This is a genomic window from Mesorhizobium sp. CNPSo 4684 (assembly GCF_057784315.1).
Window position 1 is genome coordinate 43,899 of the sequence record NZ_JBWLUX010000003.1, and the last position, 24,833, is coordinate 68,731.

General features: G+C 60.9%; 37 protein-coding genes. 10 read left to right on the forward strand and 27 right to left on the reverse strand.

Features of this window, described 5'->3' with window-relative positions:
- Positions 1 to 220: 220 nt before the first annotated feature.
- Positions 221 to 877: an arginase family protein gene (locus tag AC04SG_RS03210; RefSeq protein ID WP_488549902.1), complete on the forward strand. Its 657-nt coding sequence runs from the start codon at positions 221 to 223 to the stop codon at positions 875 to 877.
- Between the two features lie 46 nt (positions 878 to 923).
- On the opposite strand, the gene AC04SG_RS03215 is transcribed toward AC04SG_RS03210, so the two are convergent.
- The 7 genes from AC04SG_RS03215 to AC04SG_RS03245 all read right to left on the reverse strand — a co-directional run bounded on the left by AC04SG_RS03215 (position 924) and on the right by AC04SG_RS03245 (position 5,814).
- On the reverse strand, positions 924 to 1,913 hold the full coding sequence (locus tag AC04SG_RS03215; RefSeq protein ID WP_488549903.1) for a DUF2332 domain-containing protein: 990 nt from the start codon (positions 1,911 to 1,913) through the stop codon (positions 924 to 926).
- Between the two features lie 188 nt (positions 1,914 to 2,101).
- Positions 2,102 to 3,019 (reverse strand): NADP-dependent oxidoreductase, encoded by a 918-nt coding sequence (locus AC04SG_RS03220; RefSeq protein WP_488549904.1) that lies wholly within the window; start codon positions 3,017 to 3,019, stop codon positions 2,102 to 2,104.
- A 618-nt stretch (positions 3,020 to 3,637) separates the two neighbouring features.
- Positions 3,638 to 3,937: a hypothetical protein gene (locus tag AC04SG_RS03225; RefSeq protein ID WP_488549905.1), complete on the reverse strand. Its 300-nt coding sequence runs from the start codon at positions 3,935 to 3,937 to the stop codon at positions 3,638 to 3,640.
- Positions 3,938 to 4,506: 569 nt separating this feature from the next.
- On the reverse strand, positions 4,507 to 4,677 hold the full coding sequence (locus AC04SG_RS03230; protein WP_488549906.1) for a hypothetical protein: 171 nt from the start codon (positions 4,675 to 4,677) through the stop codon (positions 4,507 to 4,509).
- Positions 4,674 to 4,886, reverse strand: a complete 213-nt coding sequence (locus tag AC04SG_RS03235; RefSeq protein ID WP_488549907.1) for a hypothetical protein — start codon at positions 4,884 to 4,886, stop codon at positions 4,674 to 4,676. Before AC04SG_RS03235 ends, AC04SG_RS03230 begins: the two co-directional genes overlap by 4 nt.
- A gap of 45 nt (positions 4,887 to 4,931) precedes the next feature.
- On the reverse strand, positions 4,932 to 5,153 hold the full coding sequence (locus tag AC04SG_RS03240; RefSeq protein ID WP_488549908.1) for a hypothetical protein: 222 nt from the start codon (positions 5,151 to 5,153) through the stop codon (positions 4,932 to 4,934).
- 133 nt (positions 5,154 to 5,286) lie between these two features.
- Positions 5,287 to 5,814, reverse strand: a complete 528-nt coding sequence (locus AC04SG_RS03245) for a Panacea domain-containing protein (RefSeq protein ID WP_488549909.1) — start codon at positions 5,812 to 5,814, stop codon at positions 5,287 to 5,289.
- Between the two features lie 160 nt (positions 5,815 to 5,974).
- Here AC04SG_RS03245 and AC04SG_RS03250 point away from each other — a divergent pair, with 160 nt between their 5' ends.
- Positions 5,975 to 6,397 carry a hypothetical protein gene (locus tag AC04SG_RS03250; RefSeq protein WP_488549910.1) on the forward strand — a complete coding sequence of 141 codons (423 nt, stop codon included), beginning with the start codon at positions 5,975 to 5,977 and terminating at the stop codon, positions 6,395 to 6,397.
- A gap of 226 nt (positions 6,398 to 6,623) precedes the next feature.
- Positions 6,624 to 6,914, forward strand: coding sequence for a hypothetical protein (locus AC04SG_RS03255; protein WP_488549911.1), 291 nt, complete (start codon positions 6,624 to 6,626; stop codon positions 6,912 to 6,914).
- 54 nt (positions 6,915 to 6,968) lie between these two features.
- On the opposite strand, the gene AC04SG_RS03260 is transcribed toward AC04SG_RS03255, so the two are convergent.
- The 4 genes from AC04SG_RS03260 to AC04SG_RS03275 all read right to left on the reverse strand — a co-directional run bounded on the left by AC04SG_RS03260 (position 6,969) and on the right by AC04SG_RS03275 (position 8,652).
- A complete protein-coding gene (locus AC04SG_RS03260) occupies positions 6,969 to 7,190 on the reverse strand; it encodes a hypothetical protein (protein ID WP_488549912.1) in 222 nt (73 codons plus the stop codon).
- Positions 7,191 to 7,330: 140 nt separating this feature from the next.
- Positions 7,331 to 7,525: a hypothetical protein gene (locus AC04SG_RS03265; RefSeq protein ID WP_488549913.1), complete on the reverse strand. Its 195-nt coding sequence runs from the start codon at positions 7,523 to 7,525 to the stop codon at positions 7,331 to 7,333.
- Positions 7,526 to 7,590: 65 nt separating this feature from the next.
- A complete protein-coding gene (locus AC04SG_RS03270; protein ID WP_488549914.1) occupies positions 7,591 to 7,806 on the reverse strand; it encodes a DUF768 domain-containing protein in 216 nt (71 codons plus the stop codon).
- Between the two features lie 9 nt (positions 7,807 to 7,815).
- Positions 7,816 to 8,652 (reverse strand): ATP-dependent DNA ligase, encoded by an 837-nt coding sequence (locus tag AC04SG_RS03275; RefSeq protein WP_488549915.1) that lies wholly within the window; start codon positions 8,650 to 8,652, stop codon positions 7,816 to 7,818.
- Between the two features lie 363 nt (positions 8,653 to 9,015).
- Here AC04SG_RS03275 and AC04SG_RS03280 point away from each other — a divergent pair, with 363 nt between their 5' ends.
- Positions 9,016 to 9,456, forward strand: coding sequence for a hypothetical protein (locus AC04SG_RS03280; protein WP_488549916.1), 441 nt, complete (start codon positions 9,016 to 9,018; stop codon positions 9,454 to 9,456).
- Between the two features lie 177 nt (positions 9,457 to 9,633).
- Here the strand turns inward: AC04SG_RS03280 and AC04SG_RS03285 are convergent, their stop codons facing one another.
- From AC04SG_RS03285 to AC04SG_RS03340, 12 genes are all read right to left on the reverse strand, one after another.
- Entirely contained in the window at positions 9,634 to 10,557 is a 924-nt protein-coding gene (locus tag AC04SG_RS03285) for a head maturation protease, ClpP-related (protein WP_488549917.1), read from the reverse strand.
- A complete protein-coding gene (locus tag AC04SG_RS03290) occupies positions 10,554 to 10,799 on the reverse strand; it encodes a hypothetical protein (RefSeq protein WP_488549918.1) in 246 nt (81 codons plus the stop codon). The genes AC04SG_RS03285 and AC04SG_RS03290 overlap by 4 nt, the downstream gene beginning before the upstream one ends.
- Positions 10,796 to 11,413 (reverse strand): hypothetical protein, encoded by a 618-nt coding sequence (locus AC04SG_RS03295; protein WP_488549919.1) that lies wholly within the window; start codon positions 11,411 to 11,413, stop codon positions 10,796 to 10,798. The genes AC04SG_RS03290 and AC04SG_RS03295 overlap by 4 nt, the downstream gene beginning before the upstream one ends.
- A 271-nt stretch (positions 11,414 to 11,684) precedes the next feature.
- Complete coding sequence (locus AC04SG_RS03300; RefSeq protein WP_488549920.1) at positions 11,685 to 12,233, reverse strand: hypothetical protein; 549 nt, start codon at positions 12,231 to 12,233, stop codon at positions 11,685 to 11,687.
- The gene (locus AC04SG_RS03305) at positions 12,233 to 12,571 is read right to left on the reverse strand and encodes a hypothetical protein (protein ID WP_488549921.1); all 339 of its coding nucleotides are present in this window, start codon (positions 12,569 to 12,571) and stop codon (positions 12,233 to 12,235) included. Before AC04SG_RS03305 ends, AC04SG_RS03300 begins: the two co-directional genes overlap by 1 nt.
- The gene (locus AC04SG_RS03310) at positions 12,571 to 12,825 is read right to left on the reverse strand and encodes a hypothetical protein (RefSeq protein WP_488549922.1); all 255 of its coding nucleotides are present in this window, start codon (positions 12,823 to 12,825) and stop codon (positions 12,571 to 12,573) included. The genes AC04SG_RS03305 and AC04SG_RS03310 overlap by 1 nt, the downstream gene beginning before the upstream one ends.
- Before the next feature lie 83 nt (positions 12,826 to 12,908).
- Positions 12,909 to 13,367 (reverse strand): hypothetical protein, encoded by a 459-nt coding sequence (locus AC04SG_RS03315; RefSeq protein WP_488549923.1) that lies wholly within the window; start codon positions 13,365 to 13,367, stop codon positions 12,909 to 12,911.
- Positions 13,364 to 14,101, reverse strand: coding sequence for a hypothetical protein (locus AC04SG_RS03320; protein WP_488549924.1), 738 nt, complete (start codon positions 14,099 to 14,101; stop codon positions 13,364 to 13,366). Before AC04SG_RS03320 ends, AC04SG_RS03315 begins: the two co-directional genes overlap by 4 nt.
- A gap of 331 nt (positions 14,102 to 14,432) precedes the next feature.
- Entirely contained in the window at positions 14,433 to 14,618 is a 186-nt protein-coding gene (locus AC04SG_RS03325; RefSeq protein ID WP_488549925.1) for a hypothetical protein, read from the reverse strand.
- Positions 14,619 to 14,819: a helix-turn-helix transcriptional regulator gene (locus AC04SG_RS03330; protein WP_488549926.1), complete on the reverse strand. Its 201-nt coding sequence runs from the start codon at positions 14,817 to 14,819 to the stop codon at positions 14,619 to 14,621.
- A gap of 88 nt (positions 14,820 to 14,907) precedes the next feature.
- Positions 14,908 to 15,516, reverse strand: a complete 609-nt coding sequence (locus AC04SG_RS03335) for a hypothetical protein (RefSeq protein WP_488549927.1) — start codon at positions 15,514 to 15,516, stop codon at positions 14,908 to 14,910.
- Complete coding sequence (locus AC04SG_RS03340; protein WP_488549928.1) at positions 15,516 to 16,613, reverse strand: tyrosine-type recombinase/integrase; 1,098 nt, start codon at positions 16,611 to 16,613, stop codon at positions 15,516 to 15,518. Before AC04SG_RS03340 ends, AC04SG_RS03335 begins: the two co-directional genes overlap by 1 nt.
- Before the next feature lie 119 nt (positions 16,614 to 16,732).
- Between AC04SG_RS03340 and dusA the strand changes: the two genes are divergently transcribed.
- Positions 16,733 to 17,740 carry a tRNA dihydrouridine(20/20a) synthase DusA gene (gene dusA / locus AC04SG_RS03345; protein WP_488549929.1) on the forward strand — a complete coding sequence of 336 codons (1,008 nt, stop codon included), beginning with the start codon at positions 16,733 to 16,735 and terminating at the stop codon, positions 17,738 to 17,740.
- Between the two features lie 5 nt (positions 17,741 to 17,745).
- On the opposite strand, the gene AC04SG_RS03350 is transcribed toward dusA, so the two are convergent.
- Entirely contained in the window at positions 17,746 to 18,450 is a 705-nt protein-coding gene (locus AC04SG_RS03350; protein ID WP_488549930.1) for a TIGR02281 family clan AA aspartic protease, read from the reverse strand.
- A gap of 13 nt (positions 18,451 to 18,463) precedes the next feature.
- Positions 18,464 to 18,697 carry a DUF1289 domain-containing protein gene (locus AC04SG_RS03355; protein WP_488549931.1) on the reverse strand — a complete coding sequence of 78 codons (234 nt, stop codon included), beginning with the start codon at positions 18,695 to 18,697 and terminating at the stop codon, positions 18,464 to 18,466.
- A gap of 217 nt (positions 18,698 to 18,914) precedes the next feature.
- On the opposite strand from AC04SG_RS03355, the gene AC04SG_RS03360 reads away from it, so the two are divergent.
- The gene (locus AC04SG_RS03360) at positions 18,915 to 19,913 is read left to right on the forward strand and encodes a nicotinate-nucleotide--dimethylbenzimidazole phosphoribosyltransferase (protein ID WP_488550052.1); all 999 of its coding nucleotides are present in this window, start codon (positions 18,915 to 18,917) and stop codon (positions 19,911 to 19,913) included.
- 63 nt (positions 19,914 to 19,976) lie between these two features.
- Here the strand turns inward: AC04SG_RS03360 and AC04SG_RS03365 are convergent, their stop codons facing one another.
- Positions 19,977 to 21,497, reverse strand: a complete 1,521-nt coding sequence (locus AC04SG_RS03365; RefSeq protein ID WP_488549932.1) for a sensor histidine kinase — start codon at positions 21,495 to 21,497, stop codon at positions 19,977 to 19,979.
- Between the two features lie 75 nt (positions 21,498 to 21,572).
- On the opposite strand from AC04SG_RS03365, the gene AC04SG_RS03370 reads away from it, so the two are divergent.
- The 4 genes from AC04SG_RS03370 (at position 21,573) to AC04SG_RS03385 (ending at position 24,125) form a co-directional block, all read left to right on the forward strand.
- Positions 21,573 to 22,196, forward strand: coding sequence for a thermonuclease family protein (locus AC04SG_RS03370; RefSeq protein ID WP_488549933.1), 624 nt, complete (start codon positions 21,573 to 21,575; stop codon positions 22,194 to 22,196).
- Positions 22,197 to 22,258: 62 nt separating this feature from the next.
- The gene (locus AC04SG_RS03375; RefSeq protein ID WP_192254014.1) at positions 22,259 to 22,870 is read left to right on the forward strand and encodes a glutathione S-transferase; all 612 of its coding nucleotides are present in this window, start codon (positions 22,259 to 22,261) and stop codon (positions 22,868 to 22,870) included.
- Position 22,871: 1 nt separating this feature from the next.
- The gene (locus tag AC04SG_RS03380) at positions 22,872 to 23,489 is read left to right on the forward strand and encodes a uracil-DNA glycosylase family protein (protein WP_488549934.1); all 618 of its coding nucleotides are present in this window, start codon (positions 22,872 to 22,874) and stop codon (positions 23,487 to 23,489) included.
- Between the two features lie 144 nt (positions 23,490 to 23,633).
- Positions 23,634 to 24,125, forward strand: coding sequence for an Lrp/AsnC family transcriptional regulator (locus AC04SG_RS03385; RefSeq protein WP_006333679.1), 492 nt, complete (start codon positions 23,634 to 23,636; stop codon positions 24,123 to 24,125).
- Positions 24,126 to 24,136: 11 nt separating this feature from the next.
- Here the strand turns inward: AC04SG_RS03385 and AC04SG_RS03390 are convergent, their stop codons facing one another.
- Positions 24,137 to 24,709, reverse strand: coding sequence for a DUF3299 domain-containing protein (locus AC04SG_RS03390; protein WP_488549935.1), 573 nt, complete (start codon positions 24,707 to 24,709; stop codon positions 24,137 to 24,139).
- Between the last annotated feature and the right edge of the window lie 124 nt (positions 24,710 to 24,833).

Genomic DNA, 24,833 nt, shown 5'->3' on the forward strand with positions numbered 1-24,833 from the left:
TCATTGACGCACCTTCAAGCGCCGGCGCCTACGCGCCGGGGCAGGAGAAGGCCCCAGCTACCTTCCGGCGGCATGGGCTGGTCCCGGCATTGACGCGATCAGGCCGGCGCGTGGATGACCGTGGAGACATACCAGGCTTCCGCTGGCGGCTGGACCCGCAACGGCCGAAGGCCATGAATGTCGACGCTGTCCGTGGGGTGGCAGCCGCCGTGGCGACGTGGTGGAAGAAGCATTGGCTGGCGGCGACGCGTCGCTCGTGCTCGGCGGAGACTGCACAGTCGAGCTTGGAACTGTGGCTGGGGCGCTGCGAGATGAACGCTCGGTCGGGCTCATCTACATTGATCACGACGTCGATCTGAACACCCCGGAGACGAGCGACGGCGCGCTCGATTGGACCGGCGTCGCGCATCTGCTCGACCTGCCAGGCACGGAGGCGGAGCTGAGCGGCCTCGGCCCACGCCGGCCGATGCTCGCTCCGGCCGATATCCTATACTTTGCTGCCGACAACATCACAGCCGCCGAGGCGGAGACTATGCGCTCGCTCGATCTGGAGAGGATCTCTCTCGCGAAGGTCAAGGAAGATCCGATCGGAGCAGCCCGAGACGCAGTGGCTTGGGGCGCGCGCGACGACCGGCTTCTCATCCATCTCGACGTCGATGTGTTGAGCTTCACCGATTTGCCGATCGCGGAGAATGTCCGACGCTGCGACGGCTTGAGCTTCGACGCGCTTTCAACGGCGCTTGCACCGTTGGTCGCGGCTCCGAACTGGCGCGCGCTGACGGTGACCGAAGTCAATCCCGATCACGCGCCCGATGAGCGCGAAACATTCGGTCTTTTGATTGCGATGCTGTCGAAGGCGTTGTCGGCAAGAACGTGACCATCAGCTGCCGGCCGCTTGTAGCAGCCGGTCCCCGATCAGCCGCCTACGCCTCGTCCGTGATCCACTCGATCGAGGCGCCATGCGGATCGGTCCAGGCTACAGGGGAGCGGTTCACAGATAGGAGAAAGCGGCCTGGTGGCCGGCTTGTACCGGCGCGTGTGGCGATGGATGGGAATACGCGCGGGAACTCGTTCGATACCCAATAAGGAGCGAGACGCATAGCCTGCTCGGCGAAAGCTTCTCTGTCTGCAGGGTCGGAGACATAGTCGAGGACGGCTGTGTGAAAGATGACCAGCGTAGCGTCCTTTGGCGCTTCGCTGCAGAGTTGCACGAGGTCGCTCCCGCGCAGGTCGCCCTTCACCACTCGAGGTTTGACTGTCGCGGCAATCTTTAGCGCCGCCCGCAGATTGGCGAGCCGTGCTGTCTGTTCCGGCCAGACCAGTGTCTCAAGCCATGCGACTTGCGTATCGTCCGAAGCATCGATCGGGTTCAGGTCCAATCCCGCTCGCCAAACGACTTGCGGCAAGGCAGCCGGCAAGGGCGTCATCTCGCTGGCCAGGCATCGGAAGACAGGTGGCTCCGAGGCCATCGTGGGTGCGCGGATCGCCTTGCGTCCGTAGTCATAGCCATAGAGGTCGGGCATGAGGCAGAGCCCTGCGGAGGTCCCGACCTCGATGAGAGCCAGCGGCTGCGGCAAACGCGACAGGACGGGGAGCAGCGTGGCGCACCTTCCCGGCTCATTGGTCTGGGTCGAGCGCTCCAGCATGAGAGAGCGGACAGCGTGGAGATGCGCCAGGAGCGCCTGGCGAAATTCGGCCCACCCTGTCGGAGTGCCGAACAGGTGACGCACCGCGGCAAGCAGAAGGTTCGGTTGCCGCTTTAGGTCCGGGAGGGTCGACAGGAAGTCGAGCGTCTCCCAGTCCTCAGCGGCCGCACGAGCCAACGCTTCGTAGAGCGGCGAGCGGCCGCGAGCTTCCGTATCGGCGAAGTGAACATATCGAGCTGAGATCTCGGCCAAGCCCTCCTTGTCCATATCTGTTGATCCTCGGTCCCGACGTCTCGTCACAGTACACCACGGGTCTTATTGGAGCGAGGCACGGCGTTTCTACACAAGCTTGACCCCTGCGGATCTCCCGCGGTCGCCTGTCTAACCGTTGGGAAGCCGCCAGTCCGCTCACGTACAAGACCCTGCCGGACAGCAATGCGCCCATGGCAGCTGGTTTACGGACGAACGCGAATGATCGTCTTCCCGCTGATCCGCTCGGTCGGGTTGAAGGCGGCGACGGCATCGTCGAGAGTCGAGACGGTTCCGATGTTCGTCCGCAGTCGCCCGTCCCGTACCCGCTGGACGATCTCACTCAGTTGGGCACGATCGGACTCGACAACGAAGTCGATCGCCAGGCCATCGAAGGGCCGAACCTCGGTCGGTCCGACGATGGACACCAGCGTTCCTCCGGTTCGGATCAGGGCAGCGGACCGCTTCTGAATGTCGCCGCCGATGACATCGAACACCAGATCGACTCCACCGACGTCTTCCAGGGCGTCGTTCTCGAGGTCGATGAACTCATTTGCGCCGAAATCCAGCGCCTTCTGACGGTCGGCGGCGCGTCCCGTGCCGATGACATAAGCGCCGGCCTCTCGTGCGAGTTGCGTCACCATCGAACCGACTGCGCCGGCCGCGCCGTGCGTAAGGACGCTCTGCCCCGCCTGAAGACGGCCGTGCTGGAATAGTCCCTGCCATGCGGTCAGACCCGAAATTGGCAAGCTCGCGCCCACCGTGAACTCGACGTCGCCTGGCAGCGGCGCGAGGTTGCGTGCCTCCATGGCTATATACTCCGCCAGTGTGCCGTCGCGATACCAGTCTGCGAGACCGAACACGCGCTGTCCTACTGAAAGACCCGTGGTGCCATAGCCGAGCGCGGTGACCACTCCGGCCAACTCGTGCCCAGGGATCGACGGTTTTCGGTCACTGTCGTGTCGATCGGTCCAGGTGGAGGGCCACGTCAGCTCAGTCGGGACGAATCCCGACGCATGTACCCGAACGACGACGTCATTTATCGCTGCCTGCGGCTCCGGCCGCTGCACCAGCGTCATCCCGACCGTTCCCGCGGCCTGGTCCGTTACGACGATTGCCTTCATGAGAATTGTCTCCTCGAGCTCGATCACGACCAAAGCGAATGAGGCGTTCGCGATCAAGAGCCGCGATGTTGCACTTCCCCAGATGTCTTTGCACCATGTCGAGTGTCGCGGCCTTGGAGCGGCGAGGGGACTTGCCTACATCGCACATGTCGTCGATATGGAGGTCGATGAGTTCGCCGAAGGTCTTCAGACGCGCTGTACGGGACTTGGTCGGCGTCTCGATCGACTTGACGCTCGGCATCGGTCGCCCAGCGTCGTGCGTCGTCTCGGCGCAGGAACGTCTCGCTGGCGTTGCGACCTTTGCGACGCACTTGGACACGCCAGGAGCCGGACGAGAGCTTTGTGCAGGTGGCCATTTTTTCGTGTGCGCTCCGTGTGCAGTGAGAGATCGAAACGTGGCGAAAAGGGTCGTATTCTGGCGTAAGGTGGCGTGGCTACGCTTGCGCCTAACGAATTGATGTTAAAGACAAAATGCTGAAAAATCAAGACCATAGATTGGCCATTGCCCCCATGATGGACTGGACGGACAACCTTATAAACGTGCGGGTCTAAGCCTCATGTTGTAGGTAATGTTGTAATGCGGGCATAGATAAAGCCCGCCACCAGTTAGGAAGCGGGCTAAAAGCGAAGCGATTTCAGATATTTAAAAGGGAACACCAGAACTTCCTGGCTTTGGTCGGTTTCCCAAGTGACCGGCTCGCCGTCACATTGATCCGATTCCGCGTCGTGGCCGTCCTCGTCGTCGCAGTTGTCTTGCTTTAGATCATCGAGGCAGCCGAGTGACGGCTCGTCGTCTGCCATATCCTCCAGGTCGCAATCGGCCTCCATGAGATCCAGCGCGGTGATCAGCGACATGGCCCGGTCAAGGTGATCGTTCAGACGCTTTTGGACCGACTGGCGCCATTTGCGCGGGTCCATCCCCTTCGGCATGGCCAAGCGGCTTTAAGATGCGGACCTAGGTGTTCATTGCCCGATCTCCCGCATTGCGCGGTCGAAGTTTTGTGCGTTGGCTGGGTGGTCCCTAACCTAGTCTGGTCTTGCCTGCCATCGCCTTATACCTCATGCTCAATGGCGCCTAGGAGGGGATGGAGACATGATGAGGTTTGCAGCTATACTTCTCTGCTTTACGCCGACTTGTTCCTACGCCGCAAGTCTGGTGCCGGCGGAGCAGCCAGGTCTACTTCAATTGCTACCGAAGGAGACACGTCCGTTTTCAACACTCGGAATTAATGCCGTCTATCGGATATGTATTGGTTTCGGGGGAAATGTCTACGCCCCGGTACTTAAGATCACGGATACCGGCAATTCGGCGAATGCGTTTAAGCTGAGAGGGGGCAATTGTGTTGACATGCGATTTGTAGGCCAAGCAGAAGTCACGTCGCTCGTTAACTCCGGCCTGAAAGGCACTTTCGAGCTATTAGCGATACCATAGACTGTCCGTTGGGCTCTGGACAACTTGCCTTCTACTGCTTCAGCCGGGCGGTAACTTAGCGCCTCACCTTCGGCGTGATCTCCTCGATCTGCGCCTTAAAGCCGTCCTGCACCATCGCCTGTTCCATCGCCTCTGCGGCTGCCTTGTCTTTCGTGGTCAGGATCGACCGCCAATGCGGTTTATCGAACACGCTCACGATGTAGGTCGTCACCGGCTTGTCGGTCATTGGCTGGCCTTGCCGTAGGCGTTCGGAGTGGTGTCCGGCGTGTAGATCAGACCGACGTTGTTCCCGTCACATTTCTTGCAGCGAAGCTTTGGCCGGATGTCCCATTCCATGGCCGGCGCATCCGGGCCGAATCGGTCGCGGAGCTTCGCAAGGTCGAGTTCCTGCTTATGGTGACAGGCCGGGTTGTGGCAGTACGCCGTCACCGACATTTTGTCATCGATCAGCGATTGGTATTGTCCAGCCCTTTTGCCAACTCACAAACCGACCAGGTTCTCGAAAATTACCTGCGAATGAGCCGGCGGCATCACGAAGAGGCCGGCCGCGATCATGCTAATAATTGATGAGGCAAAATCAACACTGATTCGATCGAACTCCCTTGCCTCATCAAGTTCGAAACCAGGATGCTGCACGACGCGCGACAGATCGAGAAAACAGTCCTTCGTCACCAGCGGGTGGCAGCCGGCGGCCAATGGCATCTGGTCTTTCCCGTGCGGTCTTGGCTTGGAATTTATCCAGACAAAGAAACCATTCGCCGGGCACACGCAAATAGCATACTTGCTTTTGGCAGGCTTGGTCAGAACTGTCGGGACAATGTAGACGTGACCGAGCTTACAGGATGCCATAGGCGGCGAACTCTTCCGCGCTTTCGACGATCTCGGGGCTGGCGCCCTCTAGCATATCGTCGACGGCTATCGGCGCATTGAGGTTCGCCTTCTTCCAACCGGCATGGCCGTGCGTTTCGTCGGAAATCGAGCCGAAAGACCGGCCCTTCACATGGTCAATGGCCTTGTCCAGACACTCGATATCGGACTGGCTGAACAAGCCCAGATTGGGCTCCCGGCCGGCTTTGTATTTCGGATAGGTGGACTGGTTATCGACGACAAGGGCACCGTCGATCAGAGCCTTGTCGTCAGGTCCGATGGTGCCTTTCAGCGCATCATATGCGAACGACGGCACCGGTCCATTGTCCATCGCTATGTAGCGGTCGCCAAACACCGGCCGCCCGTAGTTCCGCAGATGCTCGAACTCTGCAAAATATAGGGCTTTTGAAGCGTGAAAGCGGCCAATGCCCGGCATCCGACTGGCGACATACACGATCGCTTCGATAGCCTTGGGCTTGTCGACTGTGAACTTCATGCCCCGCGATATATACGAATCCAGTGAATTTTTCCATAGCGCTACGATTTCATGGCGGAGGCAGACAGGCTGTTCCTGATTTCGTCATAGCACGCCCTTGCAGTGGCGAGGCGTGCGGGCGATACCCGACAGTCTGGAAAGAACAGTGGGAGTGATGATCTTGGAAGACGGCATCTATTCAATCGCGGCGACGGCAGAGAGTGGCGCGTCTATCTTGGTGCTGAGAATTGAAAACGGCATCATCCAAGGCAACGATACGTCTGGAGCGCGCTACCGCGGCACAGTCATTCAGAGAGACACTGGTTTGCATGTGTCACTTGAGGTCACGTTCCCGGCTGGCAATTTTGGCATTTGGGGAACATCGCCAGGCGAGACCTTTCAAACGCGGCCGTTCGTTGCAGTCGTCCCTGAGAGTTTCTTTAGCGATCGTGTGCCTTTCACTCTGCCAGGATACGACATGACGCTAACGGCGATACGGGTCCCCGACAACATCGGGTTTCTCGCCGACAACGATGGTCTCGACCAATATATTGACGCCCTTGCAGATATCCGAAGGGCATGGATTGCGCACGACGCAACCTGAAGCCTCAGTCGGGGCGGGCCGTTATCGTTAAAATTGGTTGCAACCTATAGTTGTATAAAGCAGGTGGTCGATCCTTTTAGGGTGTAGCCGCTTCGAATCGCAAAAAGGCCCGTCGCTTACGCTCATTAGCTGCGACGGGCTTTTTCATTCGACGGCGCTTGCTATACAGCGCAGCATATAGGATTATTGTCCTCGTTGCGGCGAACCCCTTCAACGGAGATCGCCAATGGCCAGAACCAAAGCTTCAAAGCAGCTTTCGCAGAACGAAATCGAGCGCTTCCTCGTGGCAGCAGAAGCGCTGCACAAGAGCATCGTCGGTCCCCTCCTGGCGTACCACAGCGAGCACTACCAAGCGCTTCGTGAGGTCCACGGACCGTTGTTGAAGTCGATCGAGACCATCACCGGCAAGCGGGCGCCGTTCATCCAGCCGAACATGACAGGGCCGGTGAAGCCTATGAAGGCCGTCAATGAGGTGCGAGCGCGGCAAGGGACAGCGACAGCACCAGAGCAACGATGACGAGCGTTGCCAGAATCCCTGCGGCGATCCAGAACCTTTTTGATTTCGGCACGGTCATCCACCCTCGCCGCCGGCACGATGCTGCATTGCATCGAAGATAACGTCGAACACACTGCCGACTTCTTCGCTGATCTCGTCCAGGCTGATGCCCTCTTTTTCCGCCGCCTTAATAGCCTGATCGGCAAGGTCTGTAATTGCCGCTGGATCGTCAGTGAAGGCGTTCGGCAGATGCTCCGCCATCCATTTGTCGAGGAAGTCGACGCCGCGCTTGCTCATTGAAGGAGCCAAAATGCGAATAGGGCAAAAAACGCAAAGAGCAGCACCGCAACGGCCACCAACACCCCTTTGCTGGTCCCCCGCCTCGGCTGAGGGTCAGGGACGAGTTTTTTGGGGTTCGGCCGTTCATCCATGGGGAGCTAAAGTTGCGGCAGCAAATTAGGTTCCGCTAATTCTTGACTGATCAGAAACCCGCCGCAGCATCTCATCTTCGGAATCAGATCATCCGACATTGCAGGCGCATCCGGGCCGAGCTTGGCCTTCAGGGTTTCAAGGTCGATAGGCTGGTTGTGGAAGCACAGGCTAGCATGTTGGCAGTACGCGTGCAGCTTCATCTTCTCGTCAATGAGACCTTGGATCGTCCACTTTGCCATAGCGTCGATATATAGCGCCGCTGCGGTCAGTCCGCCACGCCGGCATCACGGTGCAAAATTGCGTTGAGGATTGCCTCATACACGCTGCCGGTGTCCTCTTCGATCTCGACGCTGCTGATTCCTACCGACTTGGCATCTTCGAATAGCTTTTGGGCCAGTTCGGCAGCTGAGATGACGTCGGCCGTTGCGGGAACGTTGGCGCCAATCCATTTGTACAAAAAATCTGTGCCGCGTGTGCTCATGGCCCGCCTCTAGCTTCCTTCGTCGACAATGCCCTTTACCGATGCATGTCGCAGTTTCGCCTCGCCCCGTAGATGCTTCACTCTCGCCCTGACACCGGGCTTCAGCCACTCGACGCCGGTCATCGACTTGGGAACACCCACCGGCGCCTCTCGCGCGGCCTGCACCCTTTTCCAAAGCCGTTCGCGGACATCGTTCGGCAACGTGATGAACGCCGACCCTGCATACTTGCCGCCTTGCCCCATCAAGGCCATGGCGGGCTTGCCCGGCTCACGCTTGACGCCAAGCAGGTCGAGTTCGCTGAATTCGTAGCATTTGATCTTCAGCCAGGCGTCGGACTCGCCGCTCCTGTAGGGCGCACCGCGGCGCTTCGACACCATGCCTTCGAGGCCCAGCTTCTCAACGCCGTGGAAGAATGCAGCGCCGCCGCCGTCAACATGCTCGCTGAATTGGATGATACCGTCTGCCGGCTGGACCAGATCCCAAAGCATCGCCCGCCGCTCAACGATCGGCAGCGGCCGAAGGTCTTTACCGTCGAGGTGCAGGAGGTCAAAGGCTACGAAAGCCAGCCGTTCGGCATTCCAGGCCATTGCCGACCGCAGCGCACGGAAATCCGGGGCGCCGTTTGGTGTCGGTGCAATGACCTCGCCATCAATGATTGCCGACCGTGCACCAAGCGCCTCTGCGGCCGTCACGATCGGCCAATAGCGCGACGTCCAGTCAATCCCGGTCTTCGTGTAGGCCCGCGCGCCGTCCCAATCGATGATAAGCTGCGTCCGGTACCCGTCGTACTTGATTTCGTGGATCCAATCATCGCTTTCGGGCGGCGTCTCGACCAGGCGCGGCAATTGCGGCGGGACGAATTTCAGCCTCCCAAGGCTGGGACTTCTACGCATGCACACACACTCCAGCGACGGGATTCAATTAGCATGCGCTTAAATAGTTCCGGAACATTTTAGACGAATTGGATGATAGATCGCCAAGCCGCCCCGCCAGCGTGCGTTCTTGCCGGCCGCTCTTCACACTACATCGCCGAAGTGCCTCGCGCGTCCAAAAGGACCTTCCTGCCGATCCAGCCATGGGGCCCTTGGCGTCGGCATCGGGATGGCGAATTGCTGGCTAACCGCAGCCTCAATGCGGACCTCCTCTTGCGCAAAACCGACCGTTGCCGGATGCTACGCTTGGGGATGAGGCGGACTTACCAGTGGGCCATGGCTGACAACGATCACCTGATACCGCCCGACGAACGCCTCATCGAATTTCTCGACGGGCTGCCAACTACGATTCGGGACGCGGTACTTCACCAATGCTGCTGGTGGGTCGAAGCTGCAGACTTTGTCGAACTAGGGACCTTGGACCACGTTCAACTCCTTAAGGATTTCCTACTTGATGTGTCAGGTTCTCACAGAGCTTATCGATGCGGGCAGCTCATCGGTGTCATTGAAATCGTTCTCGTGCCGCCCGCAGGACTCGAAGAGCAAAACATGGAAATTTACGAAGAAACTGGACACGAAGGCTTCCGCGACGCCGCCATGCGCGCTCCTTTGAGTGAGCGTCATTTTTTGCGCGCTCGTGAACAATTTGCCGAACTGCGGCAAACCTTCCTGAGCCCATCAATGCTTGCCTTGTGGCGCTCGATTTATCGACACTGACGCCCAAAGATATTAATAGCATTGAAGCTTCCTGGTTCGCAGTCGTTTTTAACATCCCGCGCCGTTTCATAGCGGCCACCAAGCCAGCACCAAAATGACTGAGCTTGCGAGGGTAAAGGCGACGTGATCGGCGGTCATTGGTCTTGCTCTCGAAGGGCCAAAGGTTTGTGCGGTTGCCTACAGCTTCCATCGCTTGTTGGCCCGGTCGATGGCGGGCTCCCAAACGTTGACGCTGTGGCGTGCGCTGAGTTCTTGCTGCTGCTGGCGGGGCTGGATCGGCGCCGTTCGCCCGAGCTTCACAGCCCTGGCATAGGCTTCGGGATGTTGATCCTTTTGGCTCGCCATGAATCCGCGAACACTCTCGCCAACGTCCTCGTCGCGCTCATGGCCGAGACAGAATTGGCGAAGGAATGCCGTTACGGCTTCATCTGTCGCTGCCTTGCGGGCGGCTGCATGGCGCTGTTGGGCGGCTTCGAATGCAGCGGCGTTGCGCACCGAACCAGCGACCGCTACCAGTTGCGCCGGTGCCTTGGAATAAACGGACCAGTTGAACGCGGACGCTTTCGGCAATGTAGCCCGCCCATCAACAACCTTGTCAGCAAAGCGTCTCGCCACCGCCTCGTCGGCCGTGAACCACGTCTCGGCCGCAAGCTCCTTTTTGATTTCAGCGAGCGGGCGCTTGGTTCGATCGGCGTAAATGCGCGCCGTGGACTCGTTGATTGTTTTCAGCGACTCGATCGTCTTGGCGTGGTCGGCGGCTGTGCCGAAAGTCACTCCTGCCGGTTCGTGGATCATCATGTAAGCGCCTGGTCGAATGATTATCTCGCGCCCGGCCATGGCAAGAACCGACGCGGCAGAGGCCGCAACGCCCTCTATCCACACTGTCACCTTGCCGCGGTGCGCAGCCAAGATGCTGTGGATCGCCACGCCGTCTTCGCACCATCCGCCGCCGGAGTTGATCCGAACCGTCACGTCGGCCGTTGGGCCGAGCTTCACGAGCGCGTCACGCACGTTGATAGGCGTAAAGCCTTCGATGCCCATGGCGACGCCTTCGCCTACAGTGCCGTAAAGCCAGATTTCGCTTCCGATAAGAACGTTCATTGCATTCCCCCGTTGATGGCCGAGACGCGGCTTTCAAAGATTGCAATCGACTGCGGCGTTGCACCTTGAAGCGCCTTAAGCGCCAGTTTCTCGGCAAGATCGAAATCGCCAGCCCGTTGCGCCGCCCGGATTTCCGGCCAGACGAATGAAATTGCATCGATCAGAGGCTGAGAAAGCGCGTCCGGCAGAGCGGGGTCTGCGAGCATTGCCCTGTATTTTTTGAGGTGGGGTTTAGTCATCATGGTTTGTCTTCCTTCAAAGTTTTGCGCCGGCGGCGAGCAGGCGGAGGTTCGCCCTGGTCCGCGCTGTCGTTGTCGATTTTGGATTCCCCGCCGATCATCCGGGTTAGCGTTTCGTAGTCAGAAATGACGATGCCCTGCTTCCGGGCCTTGGCGGCGGCCGCGAGCATCATCTGCTCGCCCTCATGTCTCAGAGAAATGATCCAGCCTTGAACCTCGCCCGCGATCAGATGGTCGTCTTTCACGCCCCGGCGGCGAAGATCTTCGAAAAGCCATGTGGCAATCGGTCGAATGTGCAGCAGCCACCAAGTCGAGATGGTGCCGATAAAAATATCCTGAAAATCCAAATCGGCTTCGGTGCCTTCGCGGACCAAGTTGTCGAGTTCGATGCGCCGCCGTTGCGCCCGCATGAGCGCGATCTTCTCCCTGCGGAGTTCGTCCGACTCGTCGGTTTCCTGCGCGGCAATGTAGGCTTGCACCGAACCGGCAAGTGGGTAGCGGCCACGGCCGGCGCGTTCGAAGACGCCCTCTTCGGCGAGCTGCCGGATGCGCCGATCGGTGAGATTCAAAACATCCCCGAGTTCCGCTGCCGTGACTGTCGAGGTCAGGAAATCCAAGGGTTTGCCCTCGAACCGGAAACGGAAATGAAACTTTCGAAGCTATGGCTGGAGGCGTTACACGCTGTCGCCCACCCCTTGTTAGTCAGCCGCCCAATGGGACCCGCCGTCGTGCCCGGTGCGAGCAGGCCGACCCGGACGCCAGCCTGCTCGCGACGCAAAGCCATGAAGAAACCCAGACATGGCCGCGCCTTTCTTGAAACAGAGATGAGACCGGGCAGCTTCCGCCGTCCGGTCCAATAGCATTGAAGGGTATCCAACATGCCTTGGATCATGCGGGCAGCACGCTCTCATGTGCGAGGACGGCTGCGGGATTGGCGTCATGCCGGCGCTGAACATCGAAGCCCGCCACCTCGGCATTGCGGATGAGGCTTTCCTCTACCAGTTCGAGTTCGAGCATTTCGGCGTCGAGGGCTTCAAGCTTGGCCTTGCGCTCTTCGTCGGTATAGCCAGGGCGGATGGCGTGAGCCTGCCTTAGCTTGGCCTCCATCTCCTTGGCCCAGATGTCAGCGCCGAGAGCGAGCGCAAGGCTCGCCTTGTTGTCGGTGTTCAAGCCGGGTGATCCCGTTTGCCTGCCGGGCGGCGCCAGGAATGCGGCGACGCTGACATAGTAGGTGTCCAGCGGCTGCCTCAGAAATCGGCGATGCTGTTCAAGGCGTTCGAGTGCCTGGTCGAGCGAGCAGTCGGCATCCTCTATAGCTTGCCGCTCCTGTCTCAGGTTCGCGATACGATCACGCACCGTGGTCAAGCCGCCGGCCAGTTCGTTGGTAGCCTTGCGGCTGGCGGTCAGAGCAGTTTTGATTTTCGATGCGATCGACATCACTTGACCAACCTCTTCTCTGTCGCCCAATCGCGGCAAGCCTTGGCCAGATTGCCGGCGGCGTTGAAGCGTTCGTGCGCGATTTCGTTCGTGGCCTTTGCCTCGGCCAATCGCTGCTCTGCGGCCTGGAGGGCGACCTTGGCGGCGTCGATCTGGTCGGTGAAGTCCAAGCCCGGCCGCCTCGCTGCATGCTCCTGAAGCCTTGTGAGCTCGGCCTGCGCTTCAATGCGCGCCCGGTTCGCTTCGTTCTGGCTTTCGGTGCCATCACGCGCGGCGCCGAGATTGCGGCCTCTGATCCGGTCAAGCACTGCAAGGCGGTTCATGTCGAGCTTGTGCATCAATGCCTCCGGTCGCGGAGGGCGGCCATCGCTTCCGGCGCGGTCGCCTTTGCCTGCACAAGGTCCAAAACCTGTTCGGACGGGGCGTTGGCAATTGCGCCGATGGTGGCGATTTCCGCCGCCGATGCCCACGCCTGGTCATATCCCTGCATGAAGCCGGGCGGGTCCTGGTGCGCGTCCAGCTTGTCGAGCTTGGCCTCCACGGCATCGAACGATGCGTTCAACTGGCGGCGCTGGTCTTCAAGATTTGGCAAGTGCTGCACTCCTGTTTCGGTTCCTGTCTTGCCGAATATCAGCCGGGCGAGTGGACATTCAAAACGTGCATGTCCACTTTTCTTCAGTGGTCGTTTTCCTGAAGGATGCGCTTCATCTGCTTGTGGGAAGTGGGCAGGGAATGCTCTGCCCGGAGCAGCCGCCAGAACGTCGCCGCTGGTTCCTGTGGTGGTGCTGACAGCGACCGGGCGTCGTGCGGCCAGCGCGTGGATTGGTACCGCTGGAACGCGAGCAGCATCGCCCTGGCAGCAGATCCAACTTTGAGGCCACGCCATCTGTCGTGCGTCCGCCACAAGGCGCGTAGAAGCCGGTTGCGGTCAGACAGTGCCGTGGCATAGGCGAGCGAGGTGCCGCCACGCGCACCGAACCGGCTGGCATTGGACGAATACAGCCTCGCCATCTCGGCGCCGACGGACTGGCAGTCTGGATCAGGGTCCGCTCGCAAGACTGCAATGGCCTTGGCGATCGGGTCGAGTTCGGCTTGGACAGTTTGTCCCACCCGATTTGTGCTGGCGCCGCTCATTTCGCGGCCGCCGTTTTTTTCGACCAGCCGCGCCGGTCCAGAGAACGAGCAAGTGCAATGCTGATTTCTCCGATGGGCTTGGCGTCGTCGTCTAGCTGCCCGGATGCGCTGGCCTGTTTGATGGGCCGACGCGCACCGGGCAGAGCATTACCGTTGTGCCCCCGAGATATAGATGTAGTGGTGGTTTCCGCACTAAGGCCTGTAGTGGTGGTTTCCGCACTAAGGATTTCCTGTTTGTGGTGCGGTTTCCGCACGGAAATCTGGCGTTTTCCGCCACTGGACTTTTGTTTTTCAGAAGCCTTTCGGGCGGCGTCGGCGATTGCTTCCGCCGCCTCCCTGGTCTCGACTTTCCGCCAGTCGTCGGTCGGCTCTGTCAAATCTGTCGGTCGATAGGTGAGCCTGAAGAAATTCGGGCGGCGCCATTCTGCATTTCCGGCCCGGCCTTCCTGCGTGATCTCGACAAAGCCGAGCGCGACGACTTCGCGGATTGCTGGTGCAATGGCATGCCGGTGGATTCCGTATTCCTCGAACTGGTCGAAGGTCGTCGGCAGCTTGCCGTTGTCGTTGCCGCCATGCCGGCCGACTTCAATTTCCAATCGGGACAGGACCCGGTGACCCGACAATGAAAGCGTCCGATACGCCGGCGACTCCTCCATCTCGATCAGCCGCCAGGAGAACTGGCCGCCGATCGTTGTACGCTTGCCCCTACGAGCGCGCCCGGTCTTCTCCGCCATCAGCCACCGCCATTCTGCCGGCGGCGGAGACGGCCATGTTCATGGCGATGGTGCAGGCGGCAAAGCCAGCGAACATCCATAGGCCGGTCATAGTCAGGATGGTGCGCCTCGGCGTCGAGGGCGCCGCATTCCTCGCAGGGCTCCTGGATGACAAGGCCACGTTTGAGAGCGCTCCGCAGGCACTGGTGCGCCCAGACTTTCTGAGGGTTAGCTTCCTTCCATCGGGCTTGCGGAGTTGTGCCCGAACGGTTAAATTTGCGGTGTGATGTTTCTTCCTTTCCGCCGTTCCCGACTGCAATCGGGGCGGCGGTTTCGATTTCAGGATTTGCCATCAGCCAGCCCTCGCCAGTCGAATGGCCTGGGCAATCCTGATCGCCTCGATGGCGTCAGCGGCAGACAGCCCGAAACGGGATCGGAGTTCGGGCACTGCCGCGCGACCGCCCTGCCGTTCATATGGACCGGCCAGGAACTCGGCGGCCATCTGGATGTTCATGTCGGGTTCGAGGTCGCGCTGCATTTATGCGGCCTCCCCACCAAATTCCCAGATGCGGGTGCGTGCCTGCTGCTCAAGCCAGGCGTCTACGTCTTCCTGGCGATAGCGGACCTGATGGCCGATTTTCAAATAGCGCGGGCCGGTGCCTGTCTGGCGCGCGTGGTTCAACCATGAGATCGACTTGTCGATCTTCGCGGCGACCACTTCAGATTTAAGGAGGGGCATAAAGTGTTTCCCTTGCTACCCGCGCCGCACAATTGCGACGCGTTGCAAGGAGATTTAGCGATGGCTCTCAGTGACAGTGGCGGGACTGTCAGCCGATTTCTGAAAGGTATTTTTTGGCGCGATAGACTTGGCGCTCCGCGACACCATGACGGTTGGCAACTACCATTGCAGCCTTTTTTGTTCCCTTGGCTTTCTCGGCCTGCCAGTCGTCATAGATCCGCCGCCAACGCGAGCGCTTTTTGGCTTCCGTGCCGTGTGTCGCGGTATGGGCTTGCTTCGCCGCTTCCCGGAACTTTGCTTCGTTCAACACCGTGGACTCGTGCAGCACGACTTCAAGCGAATGATAGTGTACGCCAACGACGAGCGCCTGCCGGACCAATTCCAACACCTTGCCGTCAACGTCCGTGATGCCCCGATTGAGGCGCAAGACCTCGCCAAGGAGCCTTGCGCCGAAATAGGCTGCGTCCGCTTCGGTGGAATTCCGCTTGATCTTGAACCAGTCGGCCGGATCTTTGCCGGCGATACTGATAGCCTCCTGTCCCATCTCGGCCATGTTGCGCAATAGATCGTCTACGATCGGTTTCGGTCCTGGCGACTGCATCACCTTGCTGCCCTTGCCGATAGATTCGAGCTCGATGGAAGCCTTCTCCTTAGCCACGGAAATCATGCCCTTGGGGCTCTGGATCTTGTTGGCCATCACATCGGCCTCCACTTCCAGCCGGCAAACTTGTCGTCTCGTTGCCGTAGCTGCGCATAGCGCTGCAGTGAAGCCCAAGAGCGATGACCAGACACCAATGCGACGTGCGGGATGTTCCAGCCGGCCTCAAAGAGCCGGGAAACGCCTTCGTGGCGTAGATCGTGGAAATGTAGCCCTTCGATATCAAGCAGCTTGCACGCGCGGGTGAAGGCCGCGCCAATGGCATCGGTAGTATAGGGGAAAATGTATTCGCCGCCGCCAGTCGTCGGTTTCATCCGCAACACGATGGCTTCAGCCTCCGGCGGCAACTCGCACCAAACGTCGTTGCCACGCTTCGCGCCGGGGTTCTTCATGTCACGGACCATCACGCGGCCGGCATGATTGGCCGTCGTCGCCTCGAAATCGGCCCACCGGATGCGGGTGATCTCTTCCATGCGGCGCGTCGAGAATGTAGCGAACAACACAATCTCGACCATTGGCGCGGAATGCGGCGCACGTTCTGCGCGCTCCTGAAAAAACGTCAGCAGCCGGTCAAGCTCATCGAGGGTAGGGCGCCTTTCCCGCTTGTCCGATTTGGCTATTGCTCTCTGCTTCCGCAGGACAAACATAGCGTCTGACATTGCCTCAGGGTCGAGCGGGTATGCCCAAGCCTTCTTGGCGATGGCGAACACGCTACCCATGTGGGAGAGGTAGTTGTTGATCGTCGACGGGCCGGGATTTGCCAAGCCGGTGACCGTATGAATGGTCCTGGCAAAGGAAACGATATCGTCGCTGCCAATGTCCGCGCACGACATGCCGGCGATAGAGTGTCGTTGGATTGCCGCCAGGCAGGCGGCCTTGGTCTTGCCAATCTCGCCGCCATATTCTTCGAGGTATCGGCCTATCGCGTCGCCGAGCGTCTTGACCTCTTGCGTCGCAGCCTTGAACGTCTTCGGGTTATCAAGCTCGGCCTCTCGTTGCCGCAGCCACGCCTTCGCCGCCTTGTGATCGCGGAAGGTTCGGTTTTCTCGGATTGTCCGGCCGTCGCTTTTCCTGACGATCTGACATAGGTAGGACGGTTTCCCGTCGGTGCGCGTTCTGGTAACTATCGTGCCCATCGCTACAACATCGCCCCTGTCGCCTACAACAATGTTGTATCTGCTACAACAAAACGCTGCAAAACGCAACAATCGCCTGCAATGAGCTACAACATATGATGCGCATGAAACCCGCAGAGATGTACGCAAGAGGCCGGAATTCCGGGCTTCTAGTTGTGGCCATTGCCCCCATGATGGACTGGACGGACCGGCATTGCCGGTTCTTCCATCGCCAGCTGACGCGTCGCGCGCTGCTCTACACCGAGATGGTGGTGGCGGATGCCGTTATCCATGGTGCACGCGAACGCCTGCTTGGCTTCGACGCCACCGAACATCCGGTAGCACTCCAACTCGGCGGCTCCGATCCGCAAAAGCTGGCCGAGGCGGCGCGCATCGGCGAGGCCTTCGGCTATGACGAGATCAATCTCAATGTCGGCTGCCCGTCGGACCGCGTCCAGTCGGGCGCGTTCGGCGCATGCCTGATGAAAGTGCCGCATCTCGTCGCCGATAGCGTGGCGGCGATGAAGGTGGCGGTGAAGATCCCGGTGACGGTCAAATGCCGTATCGGCGTCGACGAGCAGGATCCTGAGCCCGCGCTCGATGCGCTGGCCGACGGCGTCTTCGCGGCCGGCGCCGACGCGCTCTGGGTGCATGCGCGCAAGGCCTGGCTGGAAGGATTGAGCCCGAAGGAAAATCGCGATATCCCGCCGCTCGACTATGATAGGGTCTATCGCCTGAAGGCCGGAAAACCGAACAAATTCATCGGCATCAATGGCGGCATTCAATCGCTCGAGGAGGCTGCTCGCCACCTCGACCATGTCGATGGCGCCATGCTTGGCCGCGCCGCCTACCACACGCCTGGCATTCTGGCCGGTGTCGATGCTGCGTTTTACGGGGCTGAACCCGGCGCATTCGATTTTGCCGCGCTGATCGACACGATGGCGGATTACGCCGCGCGCCATATCGAGCAGGGTGGGCGGCTCGGCCATGTCACCCGCCACATGGTCGGCCTGTTCCACGGTCTGCCCGGCGCGCGCCGCTTCCGGCAGATCCTGTCGACCGATGCGACGAAGCCCGGCGCGGGGCCGGATGTGTTGAAGGTGGCGTTCGCTGCCGTCGATTTCGACCGCACCGAACAGGCCGCCTAGGCGGTTCAGTCGCGCAAAATCATCCGGTCGCCGCGCACGTCGAAACCCGACAGCGAGCCAATAAAATTCATGCCGAGCAGGCTCTGGCTGAGCGCGCCCGGTGCGGCGACCATGACCTGCATGTTCTTGCGCACGATGCCACCGATCGCCAGTTCGTCGGTGCGCACCGACGCTGCGCGCGCCATGCCGTTGGCGGTCGAGACCGGGACGGTGAAGCTCAATGCAGCCGGATTGAAGCCGGCCGCTTGCGCGTCTTCGGCCGTCAGCACCGTGCTGGTCGCGCCGGTATCGACCACAGCGCGGATCGGCGCGCCGTTGATCGTGATGCGGGCCTCGAAATGGCCGCTGTCGGCCTTGTCCAGGGTCACCGTGGCGTGGCCATCCTCGACGCCGAGCGCCAGCGGGCTGCCGGGAATGAGGCCTGCCGTCACCCGGCTTGCGAAATCCTGCAACTCGTAGCGATACTGGTAGCCGGCGACGAGCGCCAGCACGATCGCGGCCCAGGTGCCGAGATTGCGGGCCATCGCGCCGAGCGGCCTGCCGGATCGGATCAGGCCGGCGCTGACCAGCAAGCCGATCGCGCCCAGCCAGACCAGCCGGCTGAAATCGTAGTTCTCGATGCCGAACGTGCTGCCGGCGTCGTTGTTGATCATCAGCAGCACCAGCCCGACGCCGATTGCCGCCATCACGATCCAGAACAGTCGGTTCATTGGACCTGCCGTTTCACGAGAGGACGTCGCGCTCGCGCGCCATGCGGCTACGGCGTGTTTCCCGGCGCGGCCGGCGCTCGACCGTCTCCAGCCGGGCCGGCAATTCGGCCATGACGCTGCGGCGGTTTTCCGGCGTCATGCCCATCCAGGCGCCAATTTCATCGCGCGTGCGACCACACCCGAAACAGAAGCCGGTTTTCATGTCGATCGAACAGACCAGGATGCAGGGGGATTCGATGCCCGTCATGATGTTCTCGTGAGATCCCTTTGCGGAATCCCTTGTCTCGCTTCCACATGGTGCAACGGCAAAGCCAATGCAAGCCCTCCGGATTTCGCCACCGGCAGCCGCTTTTGCGGAACGGCCCAGTGTTGCGGCTTGATGGTTGTGGTTGCGGCTTGATGGTTGTGCCGGCCGGGCAAGGCGGCTATGCCGCTTGGCAATCTTGGAGATGAGCACCGACGTCATGACCAGCACACTGCCTTTCGACGATTTCCGCGATCTGCTGGCGAACCTGCCGCCGGCTGACGAGGCGGCCGAGGCCCGCGTGCGCACGCTGTTTGCGAGGGCCGACAAGCCGAAGGGTTCGCTCGGCCGCATCGAGGACATCGCGGCCTGGCTTGCCGCCTGGAGCGGCCGTGCGCCGCCGGCGGTGAACCGGCCCCTGGTGGCGATTTTCGCCGGCAACCACGGCATCACCCGTCACGGCATTTCGCCGCGCGCCGTCGCTGCGACCGCCAGTGCCGTCGAGTTTTGCGCTGCCGGTGGTGCCGCGATCAATCAGGTTTGCATCGCCAACGACCTTGGCCTCAAGGTGTTCGACCTGGCGCTGCACATTGCGACCGCCGATATCACCGAGGACGCAGCCCTCGACGAGCGCGGCTGCGCCGCCACCATGGCCTTCGGCATGGAAGCGATTGCCGGCGGCGCCGATCTGATCTGCCTCGGCGATCTCGGCGTCGGCAATTCCACTGTCGCGGCAGCCTTGTGCGCGGCCCTGTTCGGCGGTAGCGGCGCGGAGTGGGTCGGCCCGGGATCGGGCGCCGATGTGGCCATGCAGGCGCGCAAGGCGGGAGTGGTCGATGCAGCCCTTGCTTTCCACGGCACTGCTCTGAGAGATCCGCTGGAGGCACTGCGCCGGGTCGGTGGCCGCGAATTCGCTGCCATCGCCGGCGCCATCATCGCTGCCCGGATGCAGAAGATTCCGGTGCTGCTCGATGGCTTTGCCGCGACCGCCGCGGGGGCGGTGCTGCACGCCGCCAATCCCGCGACGCTCGACCATTGTCTGTTGGCCAGCCTGTCGCCGGAGCCCGGCCAAAGGCTTGCTGCCGAGCGGCTCGGCCTCATTCCGCTGCTCGATCTCGGTGTCAGCCACGGCGAGGGGGTAGGGGCAGCCCTTGCCGCCGGCCTGGTCAAGGCCGCCGCGCTTACCAGTTCGGGCATGGCGGCTGCGGTCAAAGCATAGAGAGCATGATCCCGAAAAGTGGAGGCCGGTTTTCGGAAAAGATCATGCTCTAACAAACATCCGCTAGCGCCGCCGCGCCGCTACCGCCTTGGTCGGCAGCGCTGGCAATTCCTCCATCACCCGGCTCAGCGGGAAGATGGCGATCGCCTCGGTCCCTTCGCGCAATTTGGAAAGAAGTTCGAATTCGCCGCCGTGCATGGCGAGCAGGCCCTGCACGATCGGCAGCCCGAGCCCGGTGCCCTGTTCGGCGCTCTTGATGGCGATCGAGCCCTGGCCGAAGGCCGACAGCACGATCGGGATTTCGTCTTCCGGTATGCCCGGCCCATTGTCCTTGACTGAGATGTATTGGCCGCCGCCCGCCGTCCAGCCGACGCGCACGCGGACTTCGCCGCCGGTGGCGGTGAACTTGATGGCATTTGACAGAAGGTTGAGGGTGATCTGCCGCACCGCGCGTTCGTCGGCGAACAGGCGCGGCAAGGCGATTTCGAAGTCCTGGACGATGCGGATGTCCTTGTTGCGCGCCTTCAACTCCATCATGTGGCAGCAATCTTCAGCGATGTGGAGCAGCATCACCGGCTCCTCGTTGAGCTGGTAGCGGCCGGCCTCGATGCGCGACAGGTCGAGAATTTCGTTGATCAGGTCGAGCAGGTGCTGGCCGGAATCGTGCACGTCGCGGGCATAGTCGCGGTAGGTTGGGTTGCTCATCGGCCCCAGCACCTCATTGGCCATCACCTCGGAAAAACCGAGAATGGCGTTGAGCGGTGTTCTCAGCTCATGGCTCATCGAGGCGAGAAAGCGCGACTTCGCCAGGTTGGCATCTTCGGCCCGCCGACGGGCCTCGTCCGACATCGATTTTGCTGTCTCTACTTCGGCGAGCAACGCATCCTTCTCGGAGCGGAACGATAGAAGCATCAGCGACGAGTGGTTGAGATGACGCGCGAAATAGGCGAAGAACGGCAGAGCCGCGACCAGCAGTGCGACCATCATCGTCTCGACCGACACCCACAGTTTTGATTCGGCATAGGCATAGACCGCCACCGGAATGACGAAGGTGGCGAGCAGCGCGCTGCGCAAGGACGACGCCGTAATGGCGGTCGCTGCCATCGCCAGCAGCAGCACCATCGCCTTGATCACCGGGAAATAATCGGTCTGGCAGGAGGCGCAGCCGAGCCAGGCGAACCAGGCCCAGCCGAGGCCGCACAGCGAATGGCCGATCAGAAAATCCCGGCGTGTCAAAATAGGGTCGAGTTCGGCCGCTTCGGTGCGTTCGACGCGCCGCGCCATGAAGGCAACGATCGAATAGCAGATGAGCGTGAACAGCGCCCAGATGCTGATCTGCTTGTCCATGCCCGCCAGAATCCCGGTCGCCGCGATCGCCAGCACCAAAAGCGGAATGACGGTCGCACCCCTAACCATGGCGCGGGCATGCAGCCTCAGGAGCTCGCGGTCGAAGTCGAGATTGCCGACCTGTTGCGAAAGACGGTCGCGCGTTCTGCGCACCGCGCGCGCCACATCGCTGTTGCGGTGCGGTTTCCTGCGGTCCACAATGAATTTATCCGCTGTGTTCGAGCGTAGCAGAGGCATGGAAACTTCAATTTATGCGCGCAGCGATCTCAATTCGTTAAGCTACGTTCGAATGATTAAGAGACTGTTTGCCATATGAGCCGCTCGTGGTCGCCAAGGCCGGGCCGGCGATACTATCCGCCGCAGCCGCGAAGCCTGTGGCGCAGACTGCTTGATTACGCGCTGACCGTTCTCGTGCTCGGCCTGCTGATCCTGCTCGCCGCGCGGCTCGACCGCTTCGAGACGCGCAAGGCGGAGGGCGCCGCGATCGTCAATGACGGCGATTCGCTGACCCTTGGCACTGAACGCATCCGTATGCGCGGCATCGATGCTCCGGAATACCAGCAGATCTGCCGCAAGGACGGCGCCGACTATGCCTGCGGCAGGCTGGCGCGGCAGGCGCTGGTGCGGCTGATATCCGGCAATCCGGTTACCTGCAGCGGCTGGCAGCGCGACCGTTACGGCCGCCTGCTCGGGGACTGCAAGGCCGGCGGCAAGGATTTGAACCGCGCCCAGGTCGAGGCCGGCTGGGCCATCGCCTATGGCGACTACGAAACCGAGCAGGCCGTTGCCCGCGCCGGCAGGGCCGGCATCTGGGCCGGCACGTTCGACCAGCCGCAGGACTGGCGCGAAAGCCACCACGAAGGCCCGGTCGAAAGACGGCACGGCACACTGGCTTCGTTCGGTGACGCCTTGCGCGAAATCTTTCGCTTCCGGTGAGAGGCAGGCCGTGTCCTATAGTTGCAAGCCTGTGGTTGCGGGCAAAGATCGGGAGGATTGAGATGAAACTGTTCGACGGTGGCCGCGCCCCCAATCCGCGGCGTGTCCGGGTCTTCCTCGCCGAAAAAGGCATCGAAGTGCCACTGGTGCCGGTCGACATGGGTGCCATGGGGCACAAACAGGAGCCGGTCAGCTCACGCAACCCGCTGCAGCGGCTGCCGGTGCTTGAGCTCGACGACGGCACCATCCTCACCGAATCCGTCGCCATCTGCCGCTATTTCGAGGAATTGCAGCCAGAGCCGGCGCTGTTCGGGCAAGGCGCGCTTGGCAAGGCCAAGGTCGAGATGTGGCAAAGGCGCATGGAGTTCAATCTGCTCAGTTGTGTCGCTCAGGCCTTTCGCCACATCCATCCGGCAATGAAGGAATGGGAAATTCCGCAAATCCCCGAATGGGGCGAAGCCAACAAGACGAAAGCGGTCGAATTCCTGAACCTGCTCGACACCGAACTGGCAAACCGGGAATTCGCCGCCGGCGATAGTTATTCGATCGCCGATATCACCGGGATGATCGCCATCGACTTCATGAAACCGGCGCGCATCAAGGTACCGGACGAGTGCTCCAACGTGCTGCGCTGGTACAGCGCCGTCACCAGCCGGCCGAGCGCTTCCGCCTGAGATGGAGGCGGACCTCGAACGCCTGACGGTAAAGATCCGCGCCTGCCGCATCTGCGTCGACAATCCTGTGGGACGGCCGCTGCCGCATGAGCCGCGCCCGGTGCTGCTGCCGTCATCCAGCGCCCGCATCCTGCTCGCCGGCCAGGCGCCGGGCACCAAGGTTCACCTGTCCGGCATGCCGTTCACCGACGCATCCGGCGACCGCTTGCGAAGCTGGCTGGGTGTCAGCGCGGAGGAATTCTACGACACCGAGAAATTCGCCATCGTGCCGATGGGGTTCTGTTTTCCCGGCCAGGACGCCAAGGGCAGCGACCTGCCGCCACGCCGCGAATGCGCGCCGGCCTGGCGCGCGCCGCTGATGGCGTTGATGCCGCAGATCGATCTGGTTCTGACCATCGGCTCCTACGCGCAGTCCTGGCATATGGGTGAAGCAAGGCGGCCTTCGCTGACCGAAACCGTGAAGGACTGGCGCACCATCTGGAATACGCTGGCCAGCCCGAAAGTGCTGCCGCTGCCGCATCCATCCTGGCGCAACTCCGGCTGGCTGAAGCAGAATCCATGGTTTGAAATGGATTTGCTGCCCTTCCTGAGATCGGAAATCCGCTATCGCATTGCTTAAGCTTTAAGCAAGATATCACTCGCTTTTGTGCCATTCGGCAGAATTTCTTTCTTGTGAAAGGCCAAAATAAGAGGGAGTATAGCCAATCTATTCCCAAAGCGCGCCGCGCCCGAGGGAACGCGGCCTGCACCAGGGAGCATCTCAATGGATCGCCTCGACAGAAAAATTCTCCGCCTCCTGCAGGAGGACGCGACGCTCGCGGTTGCCGATGTTGCCAAGAAGGTAGGCCTGTCGACGACACCCTGCTGGCGCCGCATCCAGAAGCTCGAGGAAGAGGGCGTCATCAAGCGGCGCGTCGCCATTCTCGATCACGAAAAGGTCAATGTGCGCGTCACCGTCTTCGTGTCGATCCGCACCAATTCGCACAGCCATGAATGGCTGCGGCGCTTTTCCGAAGTCATCCAGGAATTTCCCGAAGTGGTCGAATTCTACCGCATGAGCGGCGACGTCGATTATCTCCTGCGCGTGGTTGTGCCCGACATTGCCGCCTATGATGCCTTCTACAAGCGGCTGATTGCCAAGATCGAGATCCGCGACGTGTCGTCGTCCTTCGCCATGGAGCAGATCAAGTACACGACCGAAATGCCGCTCGACTACATGGTGCTGGACAAGGAATCCGGGGCCAACGCGGCTTAAGGCTAAACCCGCTAGTTCTTCTTTTTGTTGAGAAAAGTCCAGGGCGAGTTGACCGGCAGCGTGATCGTATCCGGCACGTTGTCGACAGCCACCACCTCGGCTTTGCGCACGGTGTAGCCGGACTGGATGATCGAGACGCCGTCGAGAATGAACAGCTGGCTCCTCTCCATGCCGGGCTGCAAAGCGCCGGTCACGGCAACCGACTCATAGGCCTTCGACATCTTGTAGGGACGGGCCGGCGTGACCAGCACGATCTGGTTCGGCGGCGGCGTCGGCATATGGCTGCAGGCGCCTGTCCACGGCACCAGCAGGAACTGGTAGACGAGATCGCCATCGCGGTCGACCGGCAATGCATAGCCGGCTAATTGTATCGTTTTGTCCTGTAGATTGAGCGACAGCGTCTCGCCATGATCGGGCAGTTTTGCCGCGATCATCGGCAGGCCGGCATCTTCGGCAACCGCCTGCGTCGCCGGCCGCAGATCCTTCCAGAAGATGTGCGCGGTCTGTGCCAAAGCGTTGGCGCCGGATGCAGTTGGCGCGAGGATGGCTGCGAGCAGCGCAATCGCTTTGAGACGGTTGGCCATGGCACTTCCATTGTTTGCGGTCGGTTGCAGGGATTGAATAATCCATCGTGATCTCGGACGCATGCTGCGTCGCTGACGCAGCCGCCAAAAATGATCAGGTTGCATCGCAGAATGCAACCCGGAG